Here is a 26159-nt window from a genome sequence, read left to right as displayed (position 1 = left end):
GTCCAGGACCGCGTCGCGCCGATCCAGGAGGAGAGTTTCAACATGGGAGGAATCGAATGCTTTCGCGGCTAAGACTGCTCGTCCTTGGCTTGATCGCCATGCTCGCCATTCCGGCGATGGCGCAGGCCAAGACGTTTTACTGGATTTCGCATGGCGGCCCGGCCGATCCGGTCTGGACCTATTTCCTGGCCGGCGCCAAGCAGTGGGCGAGCGACACCGGCAACAAGGTCAACACGTCCTTCCACAATGGCGACGTTGCCTCGCAGCAGGAGGCGATCCGCGCCGCCATCTCGGCCAAGGCCGACGGCATCGTCACCACCAGCCCCGATCCGGGCAGCCTTGTCGAGCTCGCCAAGGAGGCGCGCGCGGCCAACATCCCGATCATCAACTTCAACACACCCGATCCGAAGGCCAACTTCAACGCCTATGTCGGCGGCGACAACGTCACCTTCGGCAAGCACTGGGCGCAATACCTGGTCGACAAGGGCCTGGTGAAGAAAGGCGACTTCGTCTGGATGCCCGTCGAGGTTCCCGGCGCCACCTATGGCGTGCAGGAAGAGGAAGGCATCAAGAGCGTATTTGGGCCGGCCGGTATCACCTATGAGGTGACCGAAGCGACGCTCGACCAGGCCGAAGTGATCAACCGCATGGTCGACTATCTCACCGCTCACAAGGGCAAGGTGAAGGCGATCATCGGCCTTGGCGACCTCGTCACCGGCTCGATCAAGCGCGTGTTCGACCAGGTCGGCGTCAAGCCGGGCGAGATCCCGGTGGTCGGCTGGGGCAACTCGCTCGACACCACGCAGGAAGTGCTGAACGGCTATGTCAACGCCGCGCAGTGGCAGGATCCGCAGGCGACCAGCTACATCGCGCTGTCTATGGCGGCGATGGCCTCCGCCGGCATTCCCCCGGGCTTCAACGTCATCACCGGCGCGCTCTATGAGAAGGATACCGCCGGCGTCTACGACAAGATCCTGTCCGGCAAATAATCCTGATCCGTGCGGCCGCGACGGCAACGCCGCGGCCGCCTTTTCCCGTCCCGCCGCGCCCGCCTTCACAGGCAGGCCGGCCGTAACGTCGCGGGTTCAATGGAAAACCGTTCCTTCGTCCAACGCCTGATCGCGCGCCCGGAATTCGGCCCGCTGGTGCTGCTCGTCGTCGAGCTCGCCGTCTTCTGGGGCATCAATCCCGACTTCCTGTCGCCGCAGAACATCTCCAACATCCTGGCCTTCACCGTCGAGCTCGGCCTGATCGCGCTGGCGATGACGCTGCTGATGACATCGGGCGAATTCGATCTTTCCGTCGGCTCGCTGTTCGGCTTCTCGCCGGTGCTGATGTGGACCCTCTACAACAGCGGCATCACCTCGCTGGAGGTGGGCCTGCTGATCGCGCTGATCGTTGCCGCGCTGATCGGGCTGGTGAATGGCTGGTTCGTCACCCAGCTCAAGATCCCGTCCTTCCTGGTGACGCTCGGCATGCTGCTGGTCGTGCGCGGCACGGCGCTGTTCATCACCGACGGCTTCCCGCAGCGGACCTGGAGCGCCGAAAGCAGCTGGCTGGCGAACGTCCTGGTCGGCGACTTCTATGTCGGCCCGTTCCGCATCTATGCCTCGCTGTTCTGGTTCATTGGTGCTGCGATCATCCTCGGCTACGTGCTGACGCAGAGCCGCACCGGCAACTGGATCCAGGCGGCCGGCGGCAATCCGAACGCGGCGCGTGCACGCGGCGTCAACGTCAACCGAGTCAAGGTCGGCCTGTTCGTCCTCTCGGCGGTGATGGCCTCGCTCGCCGGCGTGATCTCGTCGCTGCGCACCTCCGCGGCCAACCCCAACAGCGGCACGGGCTACGAGCTAGAGGTCATCGCCATGGTGGTGATCGGCGGCACGGCGCTGACCGGCGGGCGCGGCACCATCATCGGCACGGTCCTCGGCATCCTGATCCTGCGCGTGATGCGCAACGGCATCGTGCTGATCGGCGTGCCGGGGCTCGCCTACAACATCTTCATCGGCGCGATCATCCTCGGCATGATGGCGCTGCACTCGTGGCTCGAACGCCGGCACCAAGCGGGGACTTAAGACGATGGCCGAGCCTCTGATCCGCATGACGAACATCCGCAAGTCCTACGGGCGCGTGCAGGCGCTGGTGGACGCCAATTTCCACGTCAATGAAAAGGAGATCGTCGGCCTGCTCGGCGACAACGGCGCCGGCAAGTCGACGCTGATCAAGGTGCTGTCGGGCGCCGTCCCGCTGACCAGCGGCGACATTTTCATCCGCGGCGAGAAGGTCACGCTACGGTCGACCAGCGACGCCATCGCGCATGGCATCGAGACGATCTACCAGGACTCGGCGCTGGTCACGCAGCTGTCGATCGCCCGCAACCTGTTCCTCGGGCGCGAGCCGATCAAGCCGCCCCGCTTCCTCAACCGCATGGACCAGGAGGCGATGAACGCGGTGGCGCGCGACCTTCTCAAGCAAGTCGGCATCACCAAGAACATCCCACCGACGACCCCGATCGGCTCGCTGTCGGGCGGCGAGCGGCAAGCCGTGGCGATCGCCCGCGCCATGCATTTCGACAGCGATCTCATCATCCTCGACGAGCCGACCAACAATCTCGGCGTCGCCGAGACCCAAGGTGTCTTGAGCTTCGTGCGCAGCGCCCGCGATTCCGGCCATTCCTGCATCTTCATCGCCCACAACATCCACCACGTCTTCCAGGTGGTCGACCGCATCGTGGTGATGCGCCGGGGCAAGGTGGTGGCCGACGACATCGACCCGAAGAAGACCACGGTCGCCGAGGTGGAGCGCGTCATCACCGGGATGTCGGACAAGGAAATCCGCGACGCGATTTCCGACGGCCGGGAAGCACATGGCTGATTTTAGCTGACACGGGCTCGGATCAAATCCTATGACTGGACCCATGAAAGCCACCGTGGCCGATATTGCCAGGAGTTGCGGCCTGTCGACCGCAACCGTCGACCGGGTGCTGAACAACCGTCCGGGCGCAAGTGCGGCCAACCGACAGCGGGTGATGGAAGCGGCCAAGCAGCTCGGCTATCTGCCGACGCTCGACCAGGTCGTGCTGCCGTCGAAGCCGGCACATCTCGAATTCTTCCTGCCGATCGGCTCCAATGCTTTCATGGCCGACCTTGCCCACCACATCGAGGATTACGCGGCGCGCCTGCCGCTGGTCACTTCCTGCCGCATCCACAACCTTGCCGGCATCTCGCCCGGCGCGCTCCAGGGCGCGGTGGAGAATCTTTCGCTCAAGGCCAATGGCGTCGGCGTGATCGCCGTCGACCACCCGCGCACGCGCAACATCCTGCGCGAGCTGGTCGATGCCGGGATCAGGCTGGTCACGCTGATTTCCGATGTGCCGGCCGCGCCCCGTTCGGCCTATGTCGGCATCGACAATCGCGTGGCGGGACGCACGGCGGCGCTGCTGATGGGCCGCTTCCTAGGCGGCCGCACCGGGCATCTGGCGATGGTGGTCGGCTCGCGCTCCTATCGCGGCCACGAGGAACGCGAGATGGGTTTTCGCTCGGTGCTCGCCGAAGAATTTCCCGACCTCGCCGTCTCCAGCGCTGTCGAGATCAACGACGAGCCGGATGCCAGCTACCGCGCGACCATCAAGGCGCTGCACGACGAACCGGACCTGCTCGGCATCTACTGCGTCGGGGCCGGACGCTCCGGCGTCGCCAAGGCGTTGCTGGAAGCCAAGCCGCGCAGGAAGCCGGTCTTCATCTGCCACGACCTGACCAAGGAAACGCGCCGCTATCTCGTCGACGATCTCGCCGATGTCGTCATCGACCAGAATGCGCGGCTGATCGCCGAGCAGTCCGTGATCCGCCTGCTCGGCTCGATCGCCTCGTCGGCGCCCTATCTGACCAAGAAATTCATCGAGCCGCGACTGATCTTCAAGGAAAATGTGCCGGTGCAGTAGCTGGCCGAGGGGTTCGCGAATTGTCTGACGATTGATGCCGCAATTCTGCACAGCAGCTATGCACGCTTCGCAATTGCCGAATCGTTGGGCAGCTCGTATCTATTCACTTGTCGGATGTCTTCCTCCTCCCAGACACCGACGGTGAATGCGGTACACCTCCTCCCGTGCCGTGTTCGAAATCGAAGCCCGCTGCCTCCTCCTCCCGGCAGCGGGCTTTTCTTTGCGCCAAAGGCGGAGCCAGCCCATCTGATGCTGACCAGCTACGCGCTATCTCTTTGAATTGCCGCAATTCCGGACGGAAAACCGCTCACACTTTTCCTGGAATTGCTCTAGGTGTTCAGTCCCGAGGTCAAGTGGACGGGATTGAGCCGGAACCTTTCTGGCTGTTTGGCCCATGCCGCACAGATGGCTTCGTAAGGTGTAAGGCCGTGAAGGGTCTTTAGCCGCCTGGCGAAGTTGTATCCGTTGAGGAAGGCAGCAAGGTGATTTTCAAGTTGTCGGTGGGTCTCGTAGTGATATCGCCGGACAGTTGCCTCTTTTAGCGTTCGGTTCATCCGTTCGACCTGACCGTTGGTCCATGGATGGTTGGGTTTGGTGAGACGGTGCTGGATGCCATGCCTCCAGCAGGTCCGGTCGAAGGGATGGCCGCGCCAACGCGCGGTAGGGCCATTCCGGTTCTTGGGCAGGTCGGCGAACTGGATGCCATTGTCGGTGAGCACGGTGTGGATTTTGTAGGGGACGGCTTCGACCAATTCGTCGAGGAAAGCTCTTGCAGTGACTGTGGTCGCCTTCTGCATCAGCCGAGCGAAAGCGAACTTCGAGGTCCGATCCACTGCCACGAATAGGTAGAGCTTACCCTCTTCGGTTCGAACCTCGGCGATGTCGATGTGGAAATAGCCGATCGGGTAGCGCTTGAAGGGCTGTTTGGCCGGCCTGTCGCCGGCGACCTCGGGTAGGCGGCTGATCCCGTGGCGCTGAAAGCAACGATGCAAGGACGACCGCGTCAGGTGCGGGATTGTCGCTTGCAGCGCATAGAGACAGTCATCCAGAGGCAGCAGCGTATGCTTGCGGAAGGCGACGATCATCGCCTCCTCCTGAGCCGTCAGAACGGTGGAGCGTACAATCTTCGGACCCATCGGCGCATCATGGACGAAGGCCCGCTTTCGCCACTTGGCGACAGTCTTCTGATTTAGACCGTGCTGCGCTGCGAGTTCTTTGAGCGGAGCCTCCGATCGCTGTATCGCTGCTCGGATGGCGTGCGTGGTCGTGGCGCTGCCGTGGAGTATCTGTCCCATAGCTCATCCCTGAATGAAGGATCAGCTTGACTGATTCCCCCACACTCCGGGACTAGACACCTAGCCTCTCGCTGTCACCAGATTGGAGCTGAGTTCGAAAACGACTCCAGATCCATCGGCGTAGGACTGCAGGACGGGCGCACTCCCGCTCACGATATCCTCCACGACACGCTTGCGTTCGTGATCGGCCATTGCCTTGCCGGCAGCACTCATGCCGACCAGCGCCATCGTGTTCAATCGCAGGAGCGGCGCCCCGTCCTCAAAGTGTATCCTGCGCGATATAGTCCTTGATCGAACGTCGTGGAAGCCGGCGTCCCGGAGCAGCGCCTCGATCAGCGCCGCATTCCCAAAGCTGTGGCGCAGGTCCACGACTGGACCGAGGAATCGCTCGGCGACGCGGCGGAGTTCTCGAAAGAATGGGATTTCCTCATCGGAGCGCCAGGTGACAACCGCCAACCGGCCGCCCTGCGCCAGCGCGCGCCGCATCTGCGCCGCCGCAGCGGGCTTATCGGGAAAGAACTGCAGCCCCTGCTGACAGACGATCGCGTCGAACTGCTCTCCTACATGGAGGGGCAGCGCGCCGGCATTGCCTACGCGCCAATCGATGTCTGGCGCCATGGTGCGCGCCACGGCAAGCATATCGGCGTTGATGTCGATGCCGACGACATATCCGGCGGCACCGAGCCGTTCCCTGGCAACGCGGGCAACTATTCCCGTGCCGCAGGCGATGTCCAACACACGGTGGCCTGGAGAGAGCTTGACCTCTTCGAAGGTCACTTCGGCCCAAGGGCGGAAGAGAGGACCCACGAGCCAGCGCTCATACATCTCCGGAAAACTTGCCTGACCCATCGTCTAGCGCCCCGTTTCCGGGACAGCATAGCAGAATCAGGACGAGGCGAAGAGATCAGCGCGCCCGGAACGAGGCGATCAGGCTTTCGGCCATGCGCACGAATTGCGCGCTCGGGCCTTCGGCGCCGACGCTCTGCATCGAGACGCGCGCGCCTTCGAGCAGCAGCGAGAGCGTGTCGGCCAGAAGCTCGGCCTGGCCGATACCGGCATCGCGGCAAAGCGTAACCAACTTCTCGCGCTGGGCTTCCTTCAGCTCCTTGATGACGCGCCTGGCCGGGTGATCGGTTTCGGTGAGCTCGACGGCGGCATTGGCCATGTCGCAGCCGCGGCTGTCGGCGCTGAGCAATTCCGAAGCCTTCTGGACCCAGGCGTGTAACTGGGCGAGCTTGTCGCCGGGATGCTTGGCCTCGAACTCATCCCATATCCTTGAAGCCTTCGCCGCCGTGGCGCGCAGGCATTCGATGATCAATTCGTCCTTGGACTCGAAATGACGGTAAAGCGTCATCTTGTTGGTGCCGGCAGCCTCGGTGATGGCGTCGACGCCCACGCCTTTGATGCCGTGCTTGTGGAACATGTCCTGCGCCGTCTCCAGGATTCGATCCCGGGGACGGGAACGCTCCGCGACGCCGTCAGTCATGATGATCTCCTTTCGTCGTTTCCAAAAAAACCGTCGCCACCTCTTGACTAGGGTGTTACCGGTCTGTAACTTCCAGCATGTTACTTACTGGTAACACCTATATCACTCTCCGTCAAACGACAAGGCCTCCGATAGCCCTGCCAGAGTGAAATAGGACGCAAAACCTGCCTGTCATGCGGCTTCGGCCGGTGAAAAACGAGAAAAAGCGGTCCGTGATCATGCGATGCGGGCCGAGCAAGGAGCCACTCCTATGCAAAAGCGCAAAGACCTGACGATCGACGAAGCCATCCGGGATCCAATGATCCGGCTGGTGATGAAGGCGGATGGGATCGACCCCAAGGCCTTCGAACGGCTGCTGCGCCAGCGCGCGGCGGAACAGGCGCCGGACGATGAAGTCCTGCCATCCTTCCTGCAGGATTCCGGCTCCGGCCGGGCCCGGCGCCTGCGCCATTTCGCAAAGCCGTTCGGCGAGGCGTCCGCATCATGGTAAACTTCTTCATCCACCGTCCGATCTTCGCGTCGGCGATCGCCATCATCATGGTGCTCGCGGGCGCGATCGCCTATTTCCTGCTGCCGGTCTCGCAGTTTCCCGACATCACGCCGCCGCAGGTCGTGGTCAGCGCACACTATCCGGGCGCCAGCGCGCAGGTCGTGGCCGATACGGTCACCACGCCGCTCGAGCAGCAGATCAACGGCGTGCAGGGCATGACCTACATGTCGTCGACGAGCTCGAATGACGGCTCGTCCACCATCACCATCACCTTCGATGTCGGCTATCCGCTGAGCACGGCGGCGGTCGACGTGCAGAATCGCGTCAGCCAAGCGGCGTCCTCCCTGCCGGCCATCGTCAACCAAGGCGGTGTGACGATCAAGAAGCAGAACCCCAATTTCGTGCTGATCGTCGATCTCACCTCGCCGGACGGCTCCGTCGATCCGGTGGCGCTGAGCAACCTTGCCTATCTGCAGGTTGTCGATCCGCTGAAGCGCCTGCCCGGCGTCGGCGACGTGCAGATCTTCGGCGAGCGCCGCTATTCGATGCGCGTCTGGCTCGACCCGGACAAGCTGGCCAATCTCGGCATCACCGCCGTCGATGTGCAGAACGCGATCGCAGAGCAGAACGTGCAGGTGGCGGCGGGCAAGATCGGTCAGTCGCCGGCGCCGGCCGGCACTGCCTTCGAGATGCAGGTCAACGCGGTCGGCCGCCTCAGCGACCCGAAGGAATTCGGCGACATCGTCGTGCGCGCCAATTCGCAGAACGGCTCGCTCGTGCGGCTGCGCGACGTCGCGCGCATCGAGCTCGGCGCGCTGCAATATTCGTCCTCCGCCTTCTTCGGCAAGGACCCCACCGTGGTTCTGGCCGTCTACCAGATGCCCGGCTCCAACGCGCTCGACCTGCAGCAGCGGGTCAAGGACAAGATGCAGGAGCTGTCGCAGCGCTTCCCGAAGGGCGTCAGCTACGCCATGCATTACGACACGACGCGCTTCGTGTCGGCTTCGATGCATGACGTGCTGATCACGCTTGGCGAAGCGCTGGTGCTGGTCGTGGCGGTGGTGTTCATCTTCCTGCAGAGCTGGCGCACCACGATCATCCCGACCATCGCCATTCCCGTCTCGCTGATCGCGACGCTGGCGATCATGTACATGCTGGGCTTCTCGCTCAACATGCTTTCGCTGCTCGGCATGGTGCTGGCGATCGGCCTCGTCGTCGACGACGCGATCGTCGTGGTCGAGAACGTCGAGCGACAGCTGGAGGCAGGGCTGAAGCCGCTGGCCGCAACGCGCGCGGCGATGGCCGAGGTTACCGGGCCTATCATCGCCACCACGGCGGTGCTGATGGCGGTGTTCGTCCCTGTCGCCTTCATCCCCGGCGTTTCGGGCCGGCTCTACAACCAGTTCGCGCTGACAGTCGCGATCTCGGTCGGCATCTCCGCGTTCAATTCGCTGACGCTTTCGCCGGCGCTAAGCGCCGCCTTCCTTCGCCATCGCGGCGAGACGCAGTTCGTGCTGTTCCGCTGGTTCAACGCCGGCTTCGACTGGCTGTCGCATGCCTATGCGCATGGCGTGCGCATCCTGATCAGGCTGCGCTGGATCATGCTCGGCCTGTTCGCGGCCGGTCTCGTCGCCACCTATTTCGTCTGGCAGAAATTGCCCTCGACCTTCCTGCCGGTCGAAGACCAGGGCTATTTCTTCGTCGTCATCCAGCTGCCCGACGGCGCCTCGCTCGAACGCACCGACGCCGTGGCGCAGAAGGCGCGCGACATCCTGCAGAATACGCCTGGCGTCGACATCGTCGGCTCGATCAGCGGCCTGAACTTCCTCACCAGCGCCGCGCAGTCGAACTCGGCCGTGGAATTCGCCATCCTGAAGCCGTGGGACGAGCGCGGACCCGACCAGAACGCCTCGAAGCTGGTCGCCGAGGTGCGCAACAAGCTGCTGCAGATCCCGGAAGCCTTCGCGCTGTCCTTCGATCCGCCGTCGATCCCGGGCCTCGGCACCACCGGCGGCTTCGAGTTCCAGGTCGAGGACCTCTCGGGCCGCGGCAGCGCCGCGCTGAACGACGTCACCCAGGCGCTGATCGCGGAAGCACGCAAGCAGCCGGAGCTCAACCCGCAGCAGCTGTTCTCGTCCTTCTCGACCTCGACGCCGCAGTTCAACTACGACCTCGACCGCAGCAAGGCCAAGCTTCTCGGCCTCAACCTGCCGGACGTCTTCAACACGCTGCAGATCTATCTCGGCTCGCTCTACGTCAACGACTTCAACCTGTTCGGCCGCACCTTCCGCGTGACCATCCAGGCCGACAAGGACGCGCGCGCCGACGCGACCGACATCTCCAGGCTCTATGTGCGCAACGCGTCGGGCGGCATGGTGCCGTTGAGCACGCTGGGCAAGCTGGTGCCGATCGTCGGACCGGAGACCGTGCCGCATTACAACAACAATGCCTCGGCCCTGATCAATGGCGGCGCCGCTCCCGGCTTCTCGTCCGGACAGGCGGTGGCGGCCATGGAACGGGCGGCGGCGAATGTCCTGCCGCGCGACTTCGGCTACGAATGGACCGGCATCACCTTCCAGGAGCTCAAGGCGGGATCGATCGCATCGGTCGTGTTCGGGCTGGCGATCGTCTTCGTCTTCCTGATCCTGGCGGCGCAGTATGAAAGCTGGGCGATGCCCTTCATGGTGCTGCTCGCCGTGCCGCTCGCTCTGTTCGGCGCCTTCATCGTGCTGCTGCTGCGCGGCATGCAGATCGACGTCTACTCGCAGATCGGCTTCGTCATGCTGATCGGCCTGGCGGCGAAGAACGCGATACTGATCGTCGAGTTCGCCAGACGCCGGCGCGCGGAAGGGCTCACCATCGTCGAAGCGGCGATGGAAGCGGCAAGGCTGAGGCTGCGGCCGATCCTGATGACCGCCTTCGCCTTCATCCTCGGCGTGCTGCCGCTGATGTTCGCGACGGGCGCGGGCGCGGCCAGCCGGCAGTCGATCGGCACCACCGTCTTCGGCGGCATGGTGGCGGCGACCATCCTGTCGCTCGTCTTCGTGCCCGTCTTCTACGCGGTGATCGAACAGTTGCGCGAGCGCCGCGGCAACAAGGAACCAGCCAAGGGGCACCATGACGCCCCTCAGCCGAAAGAAATCGAACCGACCGCCGAGCCGGCGCTTCAGCCGCTCGCCCAGGCGGCCGAATAGGATTGGAGAGACCAAAATGCGTAGATGGAAAATCGCTTTGGGAACGGCCGTCGCGCTCGGCGCGATCTCGGTGGCCAGTGTGCATCTGCTCGACATGGGCAATTTCGGCCTGCACAGCAGCACGGCGGGCGCCGCGCCCGCGCCGGCGGCCTTCGTCATGCCGGTGCCGGTGGTGAATGTCGTCAAGAAGACGCTGCCGATCTATCTCGACTACGCCGCGCGGGTCGAGCCGATCCGCAGCATCACGCTGCAGGCGCGTGTGCCAGGCTATCTGCAGGAGCAGACGGCGGCCGACGGCAGCGACGTCAAGCAGGGCGACCTGCTCTACCGGATCGCGCCCGACGATTATCAGGCCGCGCTCGACCAGGCGAAGGCGCAGGTGCAGCGCGATACCGCGACGCTCGAATATGCGAAGTCCAATCTCGGCCGCGGCACCGACCTTGCCAAGGCCGGCTATCTCGACAAGGACAGTTTCGACCAGCGCACCAGCAATCTGCGCACGGCGCAGGCCGCCCTCGCCGTCGACCAGGCGGCCGTGCGGACGGCCGAGCTTAATCTCGGCTATGCCGAGATCAAGGCGCCCTTCTCTGGACGCATCGGCCGCAACCAGGCCTCGGTCGGCACGCTGGTCAGCGTCGCCGGCACGGTGTTGAACACGCTTGTGCAGCTCGACCCGATCTATGTGACCTTCAATCCGAGCGAGACCGACCTCGTGCAGATCGAGCAGGCGAAGGCCAATGGTCCGATCGCCGTCGATGTGCTGTTGCCTGGTGAGACCCAGCCCAGCCAGAAGGGCGAACTTACCTTCATCGACAACACGATCGACCACTCGACCGGCACGATCACGGCGCGCGCCACGATCGGCAACGCCAAGTTCACGCTGCTGCCTGGACAGTATGTGCGGGTGCGGCTGCATGTGAAAGAGCAGCCCAACACGCTGATGGTGCCGCAGGTGGCGCTGGGTTCCAGCCAGCTCGGCAAGTACCTCTATGTCATCGGCAAGGGCAACACCGTCGACCAGAAGCTGGTGTCGCTTGGGCCGACCGACGGCGACCTGATTTCCGTGACCTCCGGCATCTCCGAGACCGACCAGGTGATCACGGGCAATCTGCAGAAGATCGGACCCGGAATGCCGGTTTCTCCCTTGCCGCAACCGAAACCGGCCAGCTGATAACCCCCATCAGTTTCCGGTCCGACGGCGCCCTCGGCACCCACGTCGAGGGCGCCGTTTTGTCATGGGTCTCAGACGGCTCCCCTACGCCGGCCCTACGTGCAGTTTCGCCGGATTGCCTGCAAGCAATTCGACGAGTGCGGCGATATCAGCGCGTTCCGCCTTGGCGGGCAGCATGAAGGCGCAATAGGGCTGGCCCAGGCGAACGGAGACCGAGGACAATGCGATCAATCGGCCGGCTTCGATATCGACACTCGCCATCACCTTCTGCCCCAGAGCTATCCCCAACCCCAGCCGCGCGGCGCCGATCGCCAGGCTGGAGAGGCCGACGCGGCGGCCATGCGACGGGTCGGGCGCGCGGTTGCCTCCGGCGGCGGCGAACCAGTCCGCCCAGCTCGGATGCGAGGCGTAGTTCGGGCCCCAGTTGGTGTGGATGAAATGGCTCTCATGCATATCGGCGAGGTCGGCGGATCCATCGCCGTGACGCTGCCAGAATGCCGGCGATGCGACCGGCAGCACCTCGTCATGGATGAGCCGCACCATCTTCAGCGCCGGATAATGATAATCGCCGTAGCTTATGCGCAGGTCGATGTTCTGGCGCACGACGTCGACAGGATCGTCCTCGACTCGGACATCGATCGCCATTTGCGGAAAGCCGTCGAGCAGCACGGCCAATCGCGGCGCCAGCCAAAGCTCGGCAAGCGAGAACGGCACGCTCACCACGAGGCGGGTGCGCAGGCCGCCTTCCAGCATGCGCCGGCCGACCGCCGCGATCTCGCCCAGCGCATGCGCCGTCTGCGGATAGATGGCGTGGCCGGCATCGGTCAGCGCGATACGGTTGCCATTGCGCACAAAGAGCTGCTTGCCGAACCAGTCTTCCAAATTGCGGATCTGCTGGCTGACCGCGGCCGACGAGACGCCGAGCTCGGTGGCGGCAAGCGTGAAGCTGCCGGCGCGGGCCGCCACCTCGAAGGTTCTCATCGCGTTCAAAGGCAGAAGCTTTTCCACGTCATCCTCGAAAGTTTTTCTTGTCGAAGCCTAACAATTTTCCGCGTTGCGGCAAAGATTTCCTTGGCGTGTAGTGGCATTCAGATTTTGGAGGACACTATGATCGAAACCATTCTCGACCTGGACCGCTACCCGCTGAACCGCGAGGGAAGCCCTGAATGGCAGCATCTGGTGGACGAGTCCAAGGCCGCGCTCTCGGCAAGCGGCATGTTCAACCTGGAAGGGTTCCTGCGCCCCGGGATTGCCGAGAAGGCCGTCGCCGAAATCCGGCCGGTGATGGACACGCGCTCGCATGTCCACAAGCGCATGCACAACATTTACTTCAAGCCGTCGATCCCGGAGCTCGCCCCCGACCATCCGGCGTTGCGCAAGGTGGAGACGATCAGCCACACGGTCTGCGCCGATCAGATCCCCGGCAGCACCGTGCTTTCGATCTACGAATACGAGCCGCTTGTGCGCTTCCTTGCGGCGACGATGGACAAGCCGCACCTTTACGTCATGCAGGACCCGCTGGCCCGCGCCAATGTCATGGGCTACCGCGCCGGCGAAGCGCTCAACTGGCATTTCGACCGTTCGGAATTCACCACGACCCTTTTGCTGCAGGCGCCGGAGCGCGGCGGCGACTTCGAGTATCGCACCGACCTGCGCTCGGACGACGATCCGAATTACGACGGCGTGGCCCGATTGCTCGAAGGGCGCGATCCCGAGGCAAAGATCCTGCGCATCAAGGCCGGCACGCTGAACGTGTTCCGCGGCAAGAACACCGCGCATCGCGTCACCACCGTCGAAGGTAATCGCGAGCGCATGATCGCGGTGTTCTCCTACTACGAGCGCCCCGGCGTGATGTTCACCGACGAGGAGCGGATCGGCTTCTACGGCCGCGCGGCTTGAGACTGTTTGAAAATAGTACTCCGGCGGCCATCTCCCGGCGTTTTCTGCGCGCTGCGCTCCGGTTCTCGAAACCACCACCATATGACTCGCCAGAGTGAATTCGAAACAGTCTCTGCATCGACGACCTAAAGCTTAAAATAGCTCTTGTTAGATTGTCGACAATCTGCTTGTCTTGCAGACATCCTTTTGGGAGCGATGCATGGCAAAGCTGGATTTCGGTCCGATCGCGGATACGACACGAAGGGCGGAGATCGTCGCCCTGCTGAGGCGCGCCATCCTGACCGGCCAGCTGGAGCCCGGGCAGAAACTCAACGAGCTCAGGATTTCCGAACAGATGCGGGTGAGCCGCGCGCCGCTGCGCGAGGCGATGCGCGAGCTGGTGCAGGAAGGCATCCTGACCAGCATTCCCTATGCCGGAACCTTCGTCGTCGACGTCACCGCCAAGGACATCATCGACGCCTATTCGCTTAACAAGGTGCTCGATGAATTCGCCATCGAGCTTGCCTGGCCGCAGCGCGACCAGCGCTTCTTCGACGAATTGGACCGCCGCCATGAAGCGGTGAAGCAGGCGACACGGGCAAAGGACACCACGCGCCAGATCGAGACGGCGCTGCAGCTGCATGGCCTGATCTATGAATGGGCCGACAATTCGGTGCTGCTGGAAACCTGGCAACGGCTGACCAGCCGGCTGCAGATGTACTTCGCCCTGCACCAGCGCGCGCGCAACGAACCCGTGCCGGCCGAGGATGTGCACGAAACCTATGTGGCGCTGCTCAAGGGTTCGGACATGCGCGCCGCCCAGCGCCATGCGCGCGAGCATATTGACCTCGATTTCGAGGAGCTTCTCGCCTATGCGCGCGGCCTCGAAAAACGCGCGTCGAAGAACTGACAGACGGACGGCAAAGTGAAGATCAAGAGCATCAAGGCCTATCACGTGGTCCAGCCCTTCGTGGATGGGCCCTACCGCATGTCGAAGGGGCGCGTCGCCGACTGCTTCGACGCGGTGATCGTCGCCATCACGTCGGACAGCGGCGTGACCGGATGGGGCGAGATGGCGCCGCTCGGCAATTTCTACTCGGCCGCGTTCCCGGCGGGAGCGCGCGCGGGCGTGCCGGAAATCGCACCGCACCTCATCGGTCAGGATCCGCGTGGGTTTGCCGGCATCGGCCGGCTGATGGACACGGTGTTCAAGGGCCACCCCTACATCAAGTCGGCGCTCGACATGGCCTGCTGGGATCTCGCCGCACGCGCGGCCGACGTGCCGCTGGTGACCATGCTCGGCGGCCGCGAGAGCGACATGGCGGAGACCTACCGGGTCGTCACCCACGGCACGCTTGATCAGATGGCGGCTTTGGCCAAGCGGATCATTTCCGAAGGCTGTCGGCGCCTGCAGGTCAAGGTCGGCGGCAATGTGCATGACGACATCGAGCGGGTGATGACGGTAGCTGCCGCCGTGCCGAAGGGCACGGTGATCTTCTGCGACGCCAACGCCGGCTGGACGCCCTATCAGGCGCGGCAGTTCGCCGACGCCACGCGCGGCATCGACTACACGTTCGAACAGCCCTGCACGACACTGGATGAGAACATGTCGGTGCGCCGCATGCTCGACAAGCCGATGGTGCTGGACGAATCTGTCACGTCGCTCGGCGAGATGCTGGAAATCCACCGCCGAGGTGCCGCCGACGGATTGACGCTGAAGATCTCGCGGCTGGGCGGCGTGACGCAGACCCGGCTGATCCGAGACGCCGCCGTCGATCTCGGCTTCATGATCACGGTCGAGGATACGGGCGGTGCCGAGATCGACACCGCCGCCATGGCGCATCTGTCGCTGTCGACGCCGGCGGAGCGCCGGCTGCACGCCATCGCTTTCCACGAATGGGTGACGGTGCGCACGGCCAGGAACGCACCGCCGGTGACCGGCAGTCATATGGGCATCCCCGACGGCCCGGGCCTCGGCATCGAGGTGGATCCCAGCCTGCTCGGCGAACCCTTCTTCGAGATCGGCTGATATGAAGATCAGGCGCGTCAAGGCAACCCCGATCAACTACAGGCTGGAAGCGCCTTATGTCTGGGTCTTCGGCGAGCTCGACGGCTTCTCGCCGACGATCGTCGAGGTCGAGACCGAGGACGGGCTCGTCGGCATCGGTGAGGCGCCGACGCCGGGCGCAGCCGCCATCATCAACGACGTGCTGGCGCCGAGACTCATTGGCCGCGACGCCTTCGACATCGCCGGCGCGGAGGAAGTCTGCCTGCCCTTCTGGAGCGGCGTGCAGTCGATCAACGACCGCACCCGCATCATGGCGTTCGGCGCCATCGAGATGGCGCTGTGGGACCTGCGCGGCAAGGCCTGGAAGCAGCCGCTCTATCAGTTGCTCGGCGGCGCGGTGCGCAAGGACATCCCCTTCACCGATTATTTCTCGCTGCGCGGCGATGGGGCCAGGGTGAAAGGCGAGAAGACGCCGGAAGACGTCGCCGACTATTGTGTCGAACTCAACGAGCGGCACGGCACGACCTTCTTCGAAGGCAAGTTCTCGACGCATGATCCGAAGGTCTCGATGAAAATGGTCGAGCTGATCCGAAAAAGGCTCGGCGACGGCGCAATGATCCGCATCGATTCCAACCAAGCCTATTCGCTCGCCACCGCGAGGCAATTGGCGAGGCCGCTGGAAGAGCTCGGCGTGCGCAACTGGGAAGACCCGGTGGCGACCGTCGAGGAGATGCGCGAACTACGCCGCCACACCTCGATCCCGTTCTCGACCCACAATATCGACATCGCGCGCGCCATGGAGCTGAAGGTGCCGGACGCCTTCGTCGGCAACCCGACGGCACATGGCGGCATCAACCGCATGCTGCGCTTCGTCGGCGCCTGCGAGCATGCCGGCATCGATTACTGGTGCTACAGCGGCGACACCGGCATCGGCAGCGCCTGTTACCTGCATCTGTGCGCCGCGCTCGGCTGGATCCGGGAGCCCAACCAGTCGCTGTTCCGCATGCAGCCGAACGATATCATCGAGGAAGGTCCGTTTTCGCCGAGGAACAATGTTGTGCCCGTGCCCGAAGGCCACGGCCTCGGGGTCACGCTGTCGCAGGAGCGGCTTGCCGCCTGCCATCGCGATTTCGTCGAAAACGGACCCTGCAACAAATATCACGACCCGGAAAAGCCCGGGACCTACCGCAGACTGCCGTTGAATTAGGAGGATGTCGAAAAGCTAGCAGGACTTATCTGGAAAAAGGCGGCCATAAGTCGCCTGGCCGACAGACAATTCATCAAGAAAATCTGACTTTTCCGTCTCAACGAGCGGATGGACCGGTCGGAACCGCATGCTACTGTACATCGACCGATACCGAGTGCCTGGACCGGAGAACTCCACGGCACTCGTAAATGCACTCGCCAACCACAACAACTGGGGAAAGGGCCTGGACCCATGCGCAAGAACTACCGCATTCTCGATCTGCTGCGGCGCGGCCGCACGCCACTCGAAAACCACCTCATCGACGGCCTGATTGACGGCCGCATCAGCCGCCGCGAGTTCGTGCGCCACGGCAGCCTGCTCGGCCTGTCGCTGCCGCTGCTCGGCCGCATCGGCATGGCGGCCGGGTTCGGCGCGGCGCCCTCGCTGGCGCGCGCCGGCGCGCCCGGCGCCACCATCCGCGTCGGCAGCAGCGTGCCGGCCGCGGCGATCGATCCGGTCACCATAGCCGACGCCGGTGGCCTGCTCGTCATGCAGCAGGTGGCCGAATTCCTCTGTGTCGACGGTCCGGATCTGGTGCTGAAACCCGCCCTGGCGGAAAGCTGGAAGCCGAACACCGATGGCTCGGTATGGACCTTCAAGCTGCGCAAGGGCGTGAAGTTCCACTCCGGCGGCGAGATGAAGGCCGAGGACGTGGTGGCGAGCATCGACCGGCTGGCCGATCCGGCCAACTCGTCCAACGCGCTGTCGGTGTTCAACGGCATCCTGAAGAAGGGCGCTTCGAAGAAGGTCGACGACTACACCGTCGAATTCCATCTCGATGCGCCGAACGGCAACTTCCCCTACATGCTGTCGTCAGACAACTACAACGCCGTCATCATCCCGGCGAGCTACAAGGGCGACTATGAAAAGAGCTTCGACGGCACCGGTCCGTTCAAGATCGAGAAGTACACGCCCAAGGTCGGCGCCTCCTTCGTGCGCAACGACGACTACTGGGGCGAGAAGGCCCTGCCGGACCGCACCGAATTCACCTTCTTCACCGACATCCAGCCGCAGATCCTGGCGCTGCAGGGCGGCCAGATCGACATCATCAACCAGATGCCGGTGCTGGCTGGCGTCGCGGTCCTCAACGATCCGAATGTCGAGATCATCAGCCTGAAGTCGTCGGCGCATCAGCAGCTGCATATGCACTGTGACGAAGGCCCGACGAAGGACGCCCGCGTGCGCCGCGCCATCGCGCTCTGCCTCGACCGCGAGAAGCTCGCCGCCGGCCTGATGAAGGGACGTGCCGCACTCGGCAACGACAGCCCGTTCGCCGCCGTCTATCCATCGACCGACACCAGCGTGCCGCAGCGCAAGCAGGACATCGCCCAGGCCAAGCAGCTTATGGAAGCGGCCGGCCTCGCCCAGGGATTCAAGATGACGCTCACCACCGAGCGCTATCTGGAAATCCCGGAATACGCGCAGCTCATCCAGAACTGGGTCAAGGAAATCGGCATCGAGCTCGAGCTCAACATCCTCGACCAGAGCGCCTATTACGGCGACGCCGTGTTCGGCAAGTCGAACTGGCTGGATTCGGCAATGGGCATCACCGACTACGGCCACCGCGGCGTGCCCAACGTCTATCTGGCAGCACCCTTGAAGAGCGACGGCACGTGGAATGCCGCACACTTCAAGAACAAGGACTACGACCAGATGGCGGCGAGCTATATCGCGGCCCTCGACCTCGAGGCGCAGAAGGCCACCGCCGGCAAGATCCAGAAGCTGCTGCTCGAAGAAACGCCGGTGGTCTTCGGCTACTTCTACGACTACCTGACGGCGACTGCGAAGGGCGTGGCGGGCGTGCAGCCCACCGCCATGTCGCAGCTGTTCCTCGAAAAGGCGTCGAAAGGCTAGGCGGGAGAGAAGAACAATCCTCAAACAGCCGGTTCTCTTTTTTGAGAGCCGGCTCCAACAGGAGTATTCGCCATCCTCTCCTTCCTCGTCCGGCGCCTTGCTCTGTCGCTCGTCACGCTGTTCCTGCTCAGCGTCATGGTGTTTCTTGGCGGTCAGGTGCTGCCCGGCAATGTCGGGCGCGCCATTCTTGGACCGTTTGCCGACCAGCGCGCCGTCGATGCGCTCAACCATTCGCTCGGCGTCGACCGCCCGCTGCTTGTGCAATATGGAAGCTGGATCTGGAACTTCCTGCAGGGCGACATGGGCACGTCCTATGTCTTCCGCGCCCCGGTGGCGCCCTTCGTCATCGATGCCTTGGGCAATTCGATGAAGCTGGCGCTGGTCGCCTTCGTGCTCGTGGTGCCGATCGGCATTCTGGGCGGCGTGATCGCCGCGCTCAACGTCAACCGGCCGCTCGACCGCATCATCAGCCTGGGCGGCCTGTCGGTCACGGTGCTGCCCGAGTTCGTCACCGGCATCATCCTGATCCTGATCTTCGGCGTCTGGCTGCGCTGGCTGCCGATCGCCGCCGCCTGGCCGAAAGGCGCCGGCTTCTTCACCCAGCTCTACTACCTGATCCTGCCGTCGCTGCCGCTGTTCCTGGTGCTGTTCGGCTATATCGCGCGCATGGCGCGCTCCGGCATGATCGAGGCACTCGATTCCGACTACACGCGCACCGCGGTGCTCAAGGGCCTGCCGTGGCGCACTGTGATCTGGCGTCATGTGCTGCGCAACGCGCTGTTGCCGACCATCACCGTGATCGCCACCCAGACCGGCTACCTGATCGGCGGCCTGGTCGTCATCGAGACGCTGTTCCGTTACCAGGGCATCGGCTCGCTGATCTTCACCGCCGCGCGCGGCAAGGATTTCCCAATGCTCGAAGCCGGCATCCTGACCATCGGCATCGTCTATGCGGTGGCGACCTTCGTCGCCGACTTCCTCTATTCCGTGCTCAATCCGCGTATCCGGCTGGGAGCAGAGCAATGAGCGCGACTGACACGCCCGCCAGCCTGCCGACGCCCGTTGCCACAGAGCGAGGCCCCTGGGGCGAGGTACTGCATTCGCTCTCCAGGTCCGGCACTTTCCTCACCGGGCTTGGCATCGTCGTCTTCTGGATCGTCTGCGCGCTTTTCGGCCAGCACTTCGTCCCCTACGACCCGCTGGCGAGCGACATCATCAACGCACTCACGCCGCCGGCGGCCGATCACTGGTTCGGCACCGACCAGCTCGGTCGCGACGTCTTCTCGCGCGTCATCATCGGCTCGCGCGACATCCTGACGGTGGCGCCGCTGGCGACGATCCTCGCCACCATCGCCGGCACCGCGCTCGGCCTCGTCATCGGCTATTTCCGCGGCATCGTCGACGACATCGTCAGCCGCGTGCTCGAGGCATTCATGGCGATCCCGGTGGTGATCATCGCGCTGCTCGCCATCGTCGCGCTGGGCACGTCCAAGGTCACGGTCATCGTCGTCATCGGCCTCAGCTTCGCGCCGATCATCGCGCGCACGGTGCGCTCGGCGGTGCTTGCCGAACGCGAGCTCGACTACGTGGCCGCGGCAAAGCTGCGCCACGAAGGCGCACTGCACACGATGTTCGTCGAGATCCTGCCCAACGTCATCCCGCCGATCCTGGTCGAGACGACGGTGCGGCTGGGCTATGCGATCTTCGCGGTGGCCACGCTCTCCTTCATGGGCTTCGGCATCCAGCCGCCCTCGCCCGACTGGGGCCTGTCGATTTCCTCCAATTACGGCATGATCGGCGGCGGCTTCTGGTGGACGGTGCTGTTCGACGCTTTAGCCATCGCCTCGCTGGTGATCGGCGTCAACCTGGTGGCCGACGGCGTGCATGGAGCGTTCAATGACTGACCCCAGGCAAGCAACCAACGCACTCGAGCTGAAGGACCTTTCGGTCGCCTATCGCGTCGGCCGCCGCAACCGCGCGGTGCTGCGCAACGTCAACCTGACCATCAAAGCCGGCGAAGCCTACGGGCTGGTCGGCGAATCCGGCTGCGGCAAATCCACCGTGGCGCTGTCGGTCGTGCGCTATCTGCCGCGCAACGGCTCCATCACCGGCGGCTCGATCGCGCTCGACGGCAAGGATGTCATGAAGCTCGATGCGGAAGCGCTGCGGCGTGCCCGCGCCGACAGCGTGTCGATGGTCTATCAGGATCCCGGCAAGGCGCTCAATCCGTCGCTGCGCATCGGCCGCCAGCTGACCGAGATCTTCGAGCTTGCCGGCATCACCGGACAGGCGGCCGAGGACAAGGCGCTCGCCATGCTGAACCGGGTGCGCATCTCGGATCCGGCTGGTGTCATGCTGCGCTATCCGCACCAGCTTTCCGGCGGCATGCAGCAGCGTGTGGCGATCGCCATGGCTTTGGCCAACGACCCCTCGATGCTGATCCTCGACGAGCCGACGACCGGCCTCGACGCCACCGTGGAAGCCGAGGTGCTCGACCTGATCGGCCAGTTGCGTCGCGAGCTGTCGGCCTCGATCCTGTTCATCAGCCACAATCTCGCCGTCGTCTCCAACATGTGCGACCGCGTCGGCGTGCTCTATGCCGGGATGCTGGTCGAGGAAGGCTCAACCAGGGACGTCTTCAACGATCCGCGCCATCCGTACACTGTGGCGCTGTTGCGCTGCCTGCCGCGCGGCGGCCAGCGCAAGGACCAGGGCCGGCTCGACACCATCCCCGGCTTCCTGCCCGGCATCGGTTCCAACATCGTCGGCTGCGCCTTCGCCGACCGCTGCGCTTTGGCCACCGAACGCTGTCGCGCCGAGCCGCCGCCGCTCTATGAGGTCGGCGACGGCCGGCTGTCGCGCTGCCACTATCACGACAAGGCGCAGTCTCTGCCGCGCGCCACGCCCGCCGAGATCGCTGCCGTCACGCCGAAGCAGGCGCCGCCTGTGCTGCAGGTCGAGGGGCTCAACAAGACCTATGCCAGCCACGGCCGTCCGTTGCGGGCGGTGAAGGACGTCTCGGTCAGCCTGAGGCCCGGCGAGACGCTCGGGCTGGTCGGCGAATCCGGCAGCGGCAAGACGACCTTCGCGAGGCTGCTGCTCGGCCTCGTCCCGCCCGACGATGGCGGTTCGATCGAACTCGAGGGCAAGAAGCTCGCGCCACGGCTTGCCAGCCGCTCGGAAGACCAGGTCAAGGCGGTGCAGATCGTCTTCCAGAACCCGGACTCGGCACTCAACCGCTCGCATTCGATCCGGCATATCCTCAGCCGCGCCCTGAAGCGGCTGGGCGGGCTCACCGGCAAGACGTTGGACAACCGCCTGGAAGAGCTGGTCCGCTCGGTGCGGCTCACCGACCGGCATCTCGCGGTCAAGCCGCGCCAGCTCTCCGGCGGGCTGAAACAGCGCGTGGCGATCGCGCGCGCCTTCGCCGGCGATCCGCGCATCGTGGTGTGCGACGAGCCGACCTCGGCGCTCGATGTCTCGGTGCAGGCGGCGATCCTCAATCTTTTGGCCGACCTGCAGTCGAAGCAGGATGTCTCCTACATCTTCATCTCGCACGACCTCGGCGTGGTGCGCTATCTCTCCGACAAGATCGCGGTGCTCTATCTCGGCCGCATCATGGAGTTCGGGCCCTCGGAAGCGGTGTTTTCCGGACCGCATCATCCCTATACCGAAGCGCTGCTCTCGGCCGTGCCGAAGCTCGATCGAACGGAGAGCTCGCGCATCCGCCTCGACGGCGAGATCCCGAGCGCGGCCAACCCGCCGACGGGCTGCGTCTTCCACACACGCTGCCCGCGCAAGATCGGCGCCATCTGCGAGACGCAGGAGCCTGAGCTCACCGAGGCGCAGCCGGGGCACACCATCCGCTGCCATATCCCCTACGACGAGCTGGCAAGGCTGCAAAAGCCGAAGGCCATGGAGCCTGCGTGATCGCGATCAGAACGCTGCCGCGCCTGCCATACTAAAGGCGCGGTCGCTCTCCGCGAAAGCCTGATCGCTCGACAGGTTCCTGGCGAGCGTGCGCAGCCCCGTGAGCGCAACGTCGAGCGCATCGGAAGAGGCAGGGTTCTCCGGATAGGCAAGGTAGATCGGACGCTGGAAAACCGGCGTGTTCTCGACGCGCTTCAGCTCGCTGCGGTCGATATGGCTGCTGACCGCGCTCAGCGGCAGATAGGCAGCGGCCTTCTGCGACAGGACGTGCTGCAAGCCGATGAACACCAGCCCGGCCGATATCGCTGGCTTCACCATGCCGGCAAAGGCGCGGTCGTGCTCGACGCGGAACTCCAGCCCCCAATCCATGAGGATGTAGTTGTCCGTCCACGGTCCGTGCTGGTCCGTGTGCTGGACGAGAACCACCTGATCGACGGCCAGCGTTTCATAGACGATGCCCGGATGCGGCTTGGGTAGATAGAGGATGCAGATGTCGAGCAGGCCCTCGGCGATCTGGTCGACCGCCAGATCGGGGAAGCTGCCTTCCAGTCTGAGCGCCACGTTCGGCCGCCTCGCGCGCATCCAGTCGATCCATGGCGAGGTTATGCTGTCCCAAAGATAGGCCGGCGCGGTGAGCCTGAGCAGCGTTTCGTAGCCATCGGGAACGGCGATGTCCTGGCGCGATTGCTCCCAGGTGCGGGTGATCGTCGAGGCATGCGGCAGGAACTGCCGGCCGGCCGGCGTCAGCGTGACGCCGTCGCTGTCGCGCACGAACAGTTTGCGACCCAACTGCTCCTCCAGGCCGCGAATGCGCGCGCTCACCGTCGACTGGGCAAGGTTCAGCCGGTGGGCGGCGACGGTGAAGCTGCCATGCGCCGCGACCTCCAGGAAACTGCGCAGATTCTCGGTGTCCATGGCTCCCGCCTTTCAGTGGCCTGCAATCGAAAATTTCGATGGCTCCGATCAAAAAATATCGCTTTCCGGTCGCGGTCAACAGTGGCCTAAATGCCTGAGCCCCCGCGACAAACAAGGAATGCCGCCATGCCGAAGCATTTCAGGACGATCGACGCCGCTCGCAAAACTCTCGGCGCAATCGAAAATTCCGCTATCGACGAATTGCTCGCCGGCAGGATCGGCCGGCGTGAATTCCTGCGCCATGGCAGCGTGCTCGGCCTGTCGCTGCCCTTCCTCGGCGGCATCGCTTCCGCGATCGGCCTTGGCGCTCAGCAGGCGCGGGCCGAAGGCAAGCCGGGCGGCATTGTGCGCGCCGGCGTCGCCGTGCCCGGCGGCGCCATCGATCCGGTGACTTTCTACGACAGCGGCAGCTACCAGCTCGCCTTCCAGACGTCCGAGTTCCTGTGTGTGACGCAGCCCGACCTGACGCTGAAGCCGGTGCTGGCCGAGAGCTGGTCGCCCAACGCCGATGGCAGCGTCTGGACCTTCAAGCTGCGCAAGGGCGTGAAATTCCACAATGGCGAGGACTTCAAGGCCGACGACGTCGTGGCGACCTTCGACCGCCTTGCCGATCCGAACGGCCCGTCCAACGCGCTGTCGGTGTTCAAGGGCCTGCTGTCGAAGGGCGGCACGCGCAAGGTCGACGACCACACAGTCGAATTCCATCTCGACGCGCCGAATGGCAGCTTCCCCTATTCGGTGTCGATCGACAATTACAACGCCGTCATTCTGCCGGCGAGCTACAAGGGCAACTACGAGAAGACTTTCGAGGGCACCGGTCCGTTCCGGCTCGAAAGCTATACGCCGAAGGTCGGCGCGAGCTTCGTGCGCAACCCCGTCTATTGGGGCGAGAAAGCACTGCCCGACCGGCTCGAGTTCAAGTTCTACGCCGACGTGCAGCCGCGGATTCTCGCGCTGCAGGCGGGCGAGGTCGACGTGCTCGATGCGATCCCGCTCGACGTCAGCCAGGTGGTGCTCGGCAATCCCGACATCCAGGTGCTGCGCGTAGCCTCCACCGCGCATCGCCAGCTCCATATGCGCTGCGACATGGCGCCGTTCACCGACAAGCGCGTGCGCCAGGCGCTGGCATTGTGCATCGACCGTTCCCAACTGGTCGACGGGCTCTGCCGCGGCATGGCCGCAACGGGCAATGACAGCCCGTTCGCGCCAGCCTTCCCCGCCACCGACAAGTCGGTGGCGCAGCGTATGCAAGATATTGCCAAGGCCAAGCAGCTGATGGAAGCGGCGGGCCTGGCCAGCGGCTTCGACATGACGCTGACGACGCTGCGCTATTCCGACATCCCCGGCTATGCGCAGCTCTTCCAGAACTTCGCCAAGGAGATCGGCGCGCGCATCTCGCTCAATATCGAGGACCAGGACAAATATTACGGCAAGGCGGTGTTCGGCCAGTCGGACTGGCTGGACAGCCCGCTCGGCATCACCGACTACGCGCATCGCAGCGTGCCGAACGTGTTCCTGAAAAGCCCGCTGGTCAGCGACGGTCCTTGGAACGCCGCGCATTTCAAGAACGCGACCTATGACGGGCTGGTCAACAGCTATTTGAAGGCGCTCGACATCGATGCCCAGCGCAAGGCCGCTTCCGACATCCAGAAGCTGCTGCTCGACGAGACGCCGGTGATCTTCAGCTATTTCCCGGACCTGCTGGTGCCGGTGCGCAAGACTGTCAGCGGCCTGCCGCCGATCGCTGCCGGCCTGCTGCTCGACCGTGTGTCGGTGGCGTCATGACAATGGTTGCGAGAAAGAATCCGGCCGCTAACGACGAGAAAAGGACGACGACCATTCGCAAGCCTCATCTGCGCGGCCGCGGGCCGCATTTCCCGATCCTCGACAACATCGTGCAGTACGAGTTCGAACCGGGCTATGTCGCCTTCACCATGCCCTCGCCCAAGCGGATCAGGGTGCAGGTGGGGCCGATGATCGTCGCCGACACCACCAAGGCGCTGGTGTTCCAGGAGAGCGATCACCTGCCGGTCTACTACTTCCCGATGAGCGACGTGCGCGAGGAGTTCCTGCTGCCGAGCCGCACGACGACGGAAGACCCGTTCAAGGGCGTCGCCACGCATTATTCTTTGAACACCGGCATCACGCTGGTCGAGGACGGCGCGTGGCGCTACCTCGATCCGGTCAAGGGCTGCCCGCCGATCCAGGACTACATCTCCTTCTACTGGCCGAAGATGACGCACTGGTATGAAGAAGACGAGGAGATCTTCGTCCATGCCCGCGACCCGTTCCGCCGCGTCGACTGCCTGCCCTCGTCGCGGCGCGTGCAGGTGATCCTCGACGGCGAGCAGGTGGCCGATTCACGGCGCGGCGTGTTCCTGTTCGAGACCGGCCACCCGGTGCGCCACTACCTGCCGATCTCGGATACGCGGCTCGATATGCTGTCGCCCAGCCGCTACATCTCGCGCTGCCCCTATAAGGGCATCTCCAACTATTACCACGTGACGACGCCGAAGAAGCGGCATGAGAACCTCGTCTGGTACTATCCCGAGCCGGTGCATGAGGCCGAGCGCATCAAGGGCCTGGTGTGCTTCCATCACGAACTGGTCGACAAGATCCTGGTCGACGGGGTGGAGATCCCGAAGGAAGCGACGGCGGCGTCGGACGGGTATTTCTGACCGTAAGCCCAAAATGATCGAGGGCAGCCCAGCATATCGCTGGGCTGCCCTTCTGTTTGTGGCTATGCTGGAAC

At 64.1% G+C, this 26159-nt stretch carries 22 protein-coding genes; 17 read left to right on the top strand and 5 right to left on the bottom strand.

Annotation, left to right across the window (positions count from 1 at the left end; all coding sequences use genetic code 11):
• Positions 1-56 precede the first annotated feature (56 nt).
• From MJ8_RS09320 to MJ8_RS09305, 4 genes are all read left to right on the top strand, one after another.
• Entirely contained in the window at positions 57-989 is a 933-nt protein-coding gene (locus tag MJ8_RS09320) for a substrate-binding domain-containing protein (protein WP_201414109.1), read from the top strand.
• Between the two features lie 99 nt (positions 990-1088).
• Positions 1089-2075, top strand: coding sequence for an ABC transporter permease (locus MJ8_RS09315; RefSeq protein ID WP_201414108.1), 987 nt, complete (start codon positions 1089-1091; stop codon positions 2073-2075).
• 4 nt (positions 2076-2079) lie between these two features.
• Complete coding sequence (locus tag MJ8_RS09310) at positions 2080-2874, top strand: ATP-binding cassette domain-containing protein (RefSeq protein WP_201414107.1); 795 nt, start codon at positions 2080-2082, stop codon at positions 2872-2874.
• 43 nt (positions 2875-2917) lie between these two features.
• On the top strand, positions 2918-3940 hold the full coding sequence (locus MJ8_RS09305) for a LacI family DNA-binding transcriptional regulator (RefSeq protein ID WP_201415370.1): 1023 nt from the start codon (positions 2918-2920) through the stop codon (positions 3938-3940).
• Between the two features lie 329 nt (positions 3941-4269).
• Here MJ8_RS09305 and MJ8_RS09300 read toward each other — a convergent pair whose 3' ends face one another.
• Genes MJ8_RS09300 through MJ8_RS09290 form a run of 3 tightly spaced genes read right to left on the bottom strand, consistent with a single transcriptional unit; the run spans position 4270 to position 6721 of the window.
• A complete protein-coding gene (locus tag MJ8_RS09300) occupies positions 4270-5235 on the bottom strand; it encodes an IS481 family transposase (RefSeq protein ID WP_201410648.1) in 966 nt (321 codons plus the stop codon).
• Between the two features lie 60 nt (positions 5236-5295).
• Positions 5296-6084 (bottom strand): class I SAM-dependent methyltransferase, encoded by a 789-nt coding sequence (locus tag MJ8_RS09295; RefSeq protein WP_201414106.1) that lies wholly within the window; start codon positions 6082-6084, stop codon positions 5296-5298.
• A 55-nt stretch (positions 6085-6139) separates the two neighbouring features.
• Complete coding sequence (locus tag MJ8_RS09290; protein ID WP_201414105.1) at positions 6140-6721, bottom strand: TetR/AcrR family transcriptional regulator; 582 nt, start codon at positions 6719-6721, stop codon at positions 6140-6142.
• Positions 6722-6971: 250 nt separating this feature from the next.
• On the opposite strand from MJ8_RS09290, the gene MJ8_RS09285 reads away from it, so the two are divergent.
• From MJ8_RS09285 to MJ8_RS09275, 3 genes are read left to right on the top strand one after another with little or no spacing between them, the layout of a single operon-like run.
• On the top strand, positions 6972-7211 hold the full coding sequence (locus MJ8_RS09285) for a hypothetical protein (RefSeq protein WP_040990915.1): 240 nt from the start codon (positions 6972-6974) through the stop codon (positions 7209-7211).
• Positions 7205-10405: an efflux RND transporter permease subunit gene (locus MJ8_RS09280; RefSeq protein WP_201414104.1), complete on the top strand. Its 3201-nt coding sequence runs from the start codon at positions 7205-7207 to the stop codon at positions 10403-10405. The genes MJ8_RS09285 and MJ8_RS09280 overlap by 7 nt, the downstream gene beginning before the upstream one ends.
• 16 nt (positions 10406-10421) lie before the next feature.
• The gene (locus MJ8_RS09275; protein ID WP_201414103.1) at positions 10422-11576 is read left to right on the top strand and encodes an efflux RND transporter periplasmic adaptor subunit; all 1155 of its coding nucleotides are present in this window, start codon (positions 10422-10424) and stop codon (positions 11574-11576) included.
• A gap of 84 nt (positions 11577-11660) precedes the next feature.
• Here the strand turns inward: MJ8_RS09275 and MJ8_RS09270 are convergent, their stop codons facing one another.
• Positions 11661-12584, bottom strand: coding sequence for a LysR substrate-binding domain-containing protein (locus MJ8_RS09270; RefSeq protein ID WP_201414102.1), 924 nt, complete (start codon positions 12582-12584; stop codon positions 11661-11663).
• Between the two features lie 99 nt (positions 12585-12683).
• Here MJ8_RS09270 and MJ8_RS09265 point away from each other — a divergent pair, with 99 nt between their 5' ends.
• The 8 genes from MJ8_RS09265 to MJ8_RS09230 all read left to right on the top strand — a co-directional run bounded on the left by MJ8_RS09265 (position 12684) and on the right by MJ8_RS09230 (position 22492).
• Positions 12684-13475, top strand: coding sequence for a 2OG-Fe(II) oxygenase (locus MJ8_RS09265; RefSeq protein ID WP_225248205.1), 792 nt, complete (start codon positions 12684-12686; stop codon positions 13473-13475).
• A 199-nt stretch (positions 13476-13674) separates the two neighbouring features.
• A complete protein-coding gene (locus tag MJ8_RS09260) occupies positions 13675-14364 on the top strand; it encodes a GntR family transcriptional regulator (RefSeq protein ID WP_201414101.1) in 690 nt (229 codons plus the stop codon).
• Between the two features lie 15 nt (positions 14365-14379).
• A complete protein-coding gene (locus tag MJ8_RS09255; RefSeq protein ID WP_201414100.1) occupies positions 14380-15483 on the top strand; it encodes a mandelate racemase/muconate lactonizing enzyme family protein in 1104 nt (367 codons plus the stop codon).
• A 1-nt stretch (position 15484) separates the two neighbouring features.
• Positions 15485-16669: a mandelate racemase/muconate lactonizing enzyme family protein gene (locus MJ8_RS09250; protein WP_201414099.1), complete on the top strand. Its 1185-nt coding sequence runs from the start codon at positions 15485-15487 to the stop codon at positions 16667-16669.
• Positions 16670-16900: 231 nt separating this feature from the next.
• Positions 16901-18562 (top strand): ABC transporter substrate-binding protein, encoded by a 1662-nt coding sequence (locus MJ8_RS09245; RefSeq protein WP_201414098.1) that lies wholly within the window; start codon positions 16901-16903, stop codon positions 18560-18562.
• A gap of 135 nt (positions 18563-18697) precedes the next feature.
• The gene (locus MJ8_RS09240) at positions 18698-19588 is read left to right on the top strand and encodes an ABC transporter permease (RefSeq protein ID WP_201414097.1); all 891 of its coding nucleotides are present in this window, start codon (positions 18698-18700) and stop codon (positions 19586-19588) included.
• Positions 19585-20466: an ABC transporter permease gene (locus tag MJ8_RS09235; RefSeq protein ID WP_201414096.1), complete on the top strand. Its 882-nt coding sequence runs from the start codon at positions 19585-19587 to the stop codon at positions 20464-20466. The genes MJ8_RS09240 and MJ8_RS09235 overlap by 4 nt, the downstream gene beginning before the upstream one ends.
• Positions 20459-22492: an ABC transporter ATP-binding protein gene (locus MJ8_RS09230; protein ID WP_201414095.1), complete on the top strand. Its 2034-nt coding sequence runs from the start codon at positions 20459-20461 to the stop codon at positions 22490-22492. Before MJ8_RS09235 ends, MJ8_RS09230 begins: the two co-directional genes overlap by 8 nt.
• 6 nt (positions 22493-22498) lie before the next feature.
• Here MJ8_RS09230 and MJ8_RS09225 read toward each other — a convergent pair whose 3' ends face one another.
• Entirely contained in the window at positions 22499-23407 is a 909-nt protein-coding gene (locus MJ8_RS09225; protein WP_201414094.1) for a LysR family transcriptional regulator, read from the bottom strand.
• 126 nt (positions 23408-23533) lie between these two features.
• On the opposite strand from MJ8_RS09225, the gene MJ8_RS09220 reads away from it, so the two are divergent.
• Entirely contained in the window at positions 23534-25192 is a 1659-nt protein-coding gene (locus tag MJ8_RS09220) for an ABC transporter substrate-binding protein (RefSeq protein ID WP_201414093.1), read from the top strand.
• 2 nt (positions 25193-25194) lie between these two features.
• Positions 25195-26085, top strand: a complete 891-nt coding sequence (locus tag MJ8_RS09215; RefSeq protein WP_201414092.1) for a DUF427 domain-containing protein — start codon at positions 25195-25197, stop codon at positions 26083-26085.
• Positions 26086-26159: the final 74 nt, after the last annotated feature.

This window comes from Mesorhizobium sp. J8 (assembly GCF_016591715.1).
In the GTDB taxonomy this organism is placed as follows: Bacteria; Pseudomonadota; Alphaproteobacteria; order Rhizobiales; family Rhizobiaceae; genus Mesorhizobium.
This window is presented reverse-complemented; position numbering and strand designations above follow the sequence as displayed.

Coding starts and splice junctions, on each gene's coding strand:
- MJ8_RS09320 (WP_201414109.1), top strand. CDS start 57: ATGCTTTCGCGGCTAAGACTGCTCGTCCTTGGCTTGATCGCCATGCTC.
- MJ8_RS09315 (WP_201414108.1), top strand. CDS start 1,089: ATGGAAAACCGTTCCTTCGTCCAACGCCTGATCGCGCGCCCGGAATTC.
- MJ8_RS09310 (WP_201414107.1), top strand. CDS start 2,080: ATGGCCGAGCCTCTGATCCGCATGACGAACATCCGCAAGTCCTACGGG.
- MJ8_RS09305 (WP_201415370.1), top strand. CDS start 2,918: ATGAAAGCCACCGTGGCCGATATTGCCAGGAGTTGCGGCCTGTCGACC.
- MJ8_RS09300 (WP_201410648.1), bottom strand. CDS start 5,235: ATGGGACAGATACTCCACGGCAGCGCCACGACCACGCACGCCATCCGA.
- MJ8_RS09295 (WP_201414106.1), bottom strand. CDS start 6,084: ATGGGTCAGGCAAGTTTTCCGGAGATGTATGAGCGCTGGCTCGTGGGT.
- MJ8_RS09290 (WP_201414105.1), bottom strand. CDS start 6,721: ATGACTGACGGCGTCGCGGAGCGTTCCCGTCCCCGGGATCGAATCCTG.
- MJ8_RS09285 (WP_040990915.1), top strand. CDS start 6,972: ATGCAAAAGCGCAAAGACCTGACGATCGACGAAGCCATCCGGGATCCA.
- MJ8_RS09280 (WP_201414104.1), top strand. CDS start 7,205: ATGGTAAACTTCTTCATCCACCGTCCGATCTTCGCGTCGGCGATCGCC.
- MJ8_RS09275 (WP_201414103.1), top strand. CDS start 10,422: ATGCGTAGATGGAAAATCGCTTTGGGAACGGCCGTCGCGCTCGGCGCG.
- MJ8_RS09265 (WP_225248205.1), top strand. CDS start 12,684: ATGATCGAAACCATTCTCGACCTGGACCGCTACCCGCTGAACCGCGAG.
- MJ8_RS09260 (WP_201414101.1), top strand. CDS start 13,675: ATGGCAAAGCTGGATTTCGGTCCGATCGCGGATACGACACGAAGGGCG.
- MJ8_RS09250 (WP_201414099.1), top strand. CDS start 15,485: ATGAAGATCAGGCGCGTCAAGGCAACCCCGATCAACTACAGGCTGGAA.
- MJ8_RS09245 (WP_201414098.1), top strand. CDS start 16,901: ATGCGCAAGAACTACCGCATTCTCGATCTGCTGCGGCGCGGCCGCACG.
- MJ8_RS09240 (WP_201414097.1), top strand. CDS start 18,698: ATGGTGTTTCTTGGCGGTCAGGTGCTGCCCGGCAATGTCGGGCGCGCC.
- MJ8_RS09235 (WP_201414096.1), top strand. CDS start 19,585: ATGAGCGCGACTGACACGCCCGCCAGCCTGCCGACGCCCGTTGCCACA.
- MJ8_RS09230 (WP_201414095.1), top strand. CDS start 20,459: ATGACTGACCCCAGGCAAGCAACCAACGCACTCGAGCTGAAGGACCTT.
- MJ8_RS09225 (WP_201414094.1), bottom strand. CDS start 23,407: ATGGACACCGAGAATCTGCGCAGTTTCCTGGAGGTCGCGGCGCATGGC.
- MJ8_RS09220 (WP_201414093.1), top strand. CDS start 23,534: ATGCCGAAGCATTTCAGGACGATCGACGCCGCTCGCAAAACTCTCGGC.
- MJ8_RS09215 (WP_201414092.1), top strand. CDS start 25,195: ATGGTTGCGAGAAAGAATCCGGCCGCTAACGACGAGAAAAGGACGACG.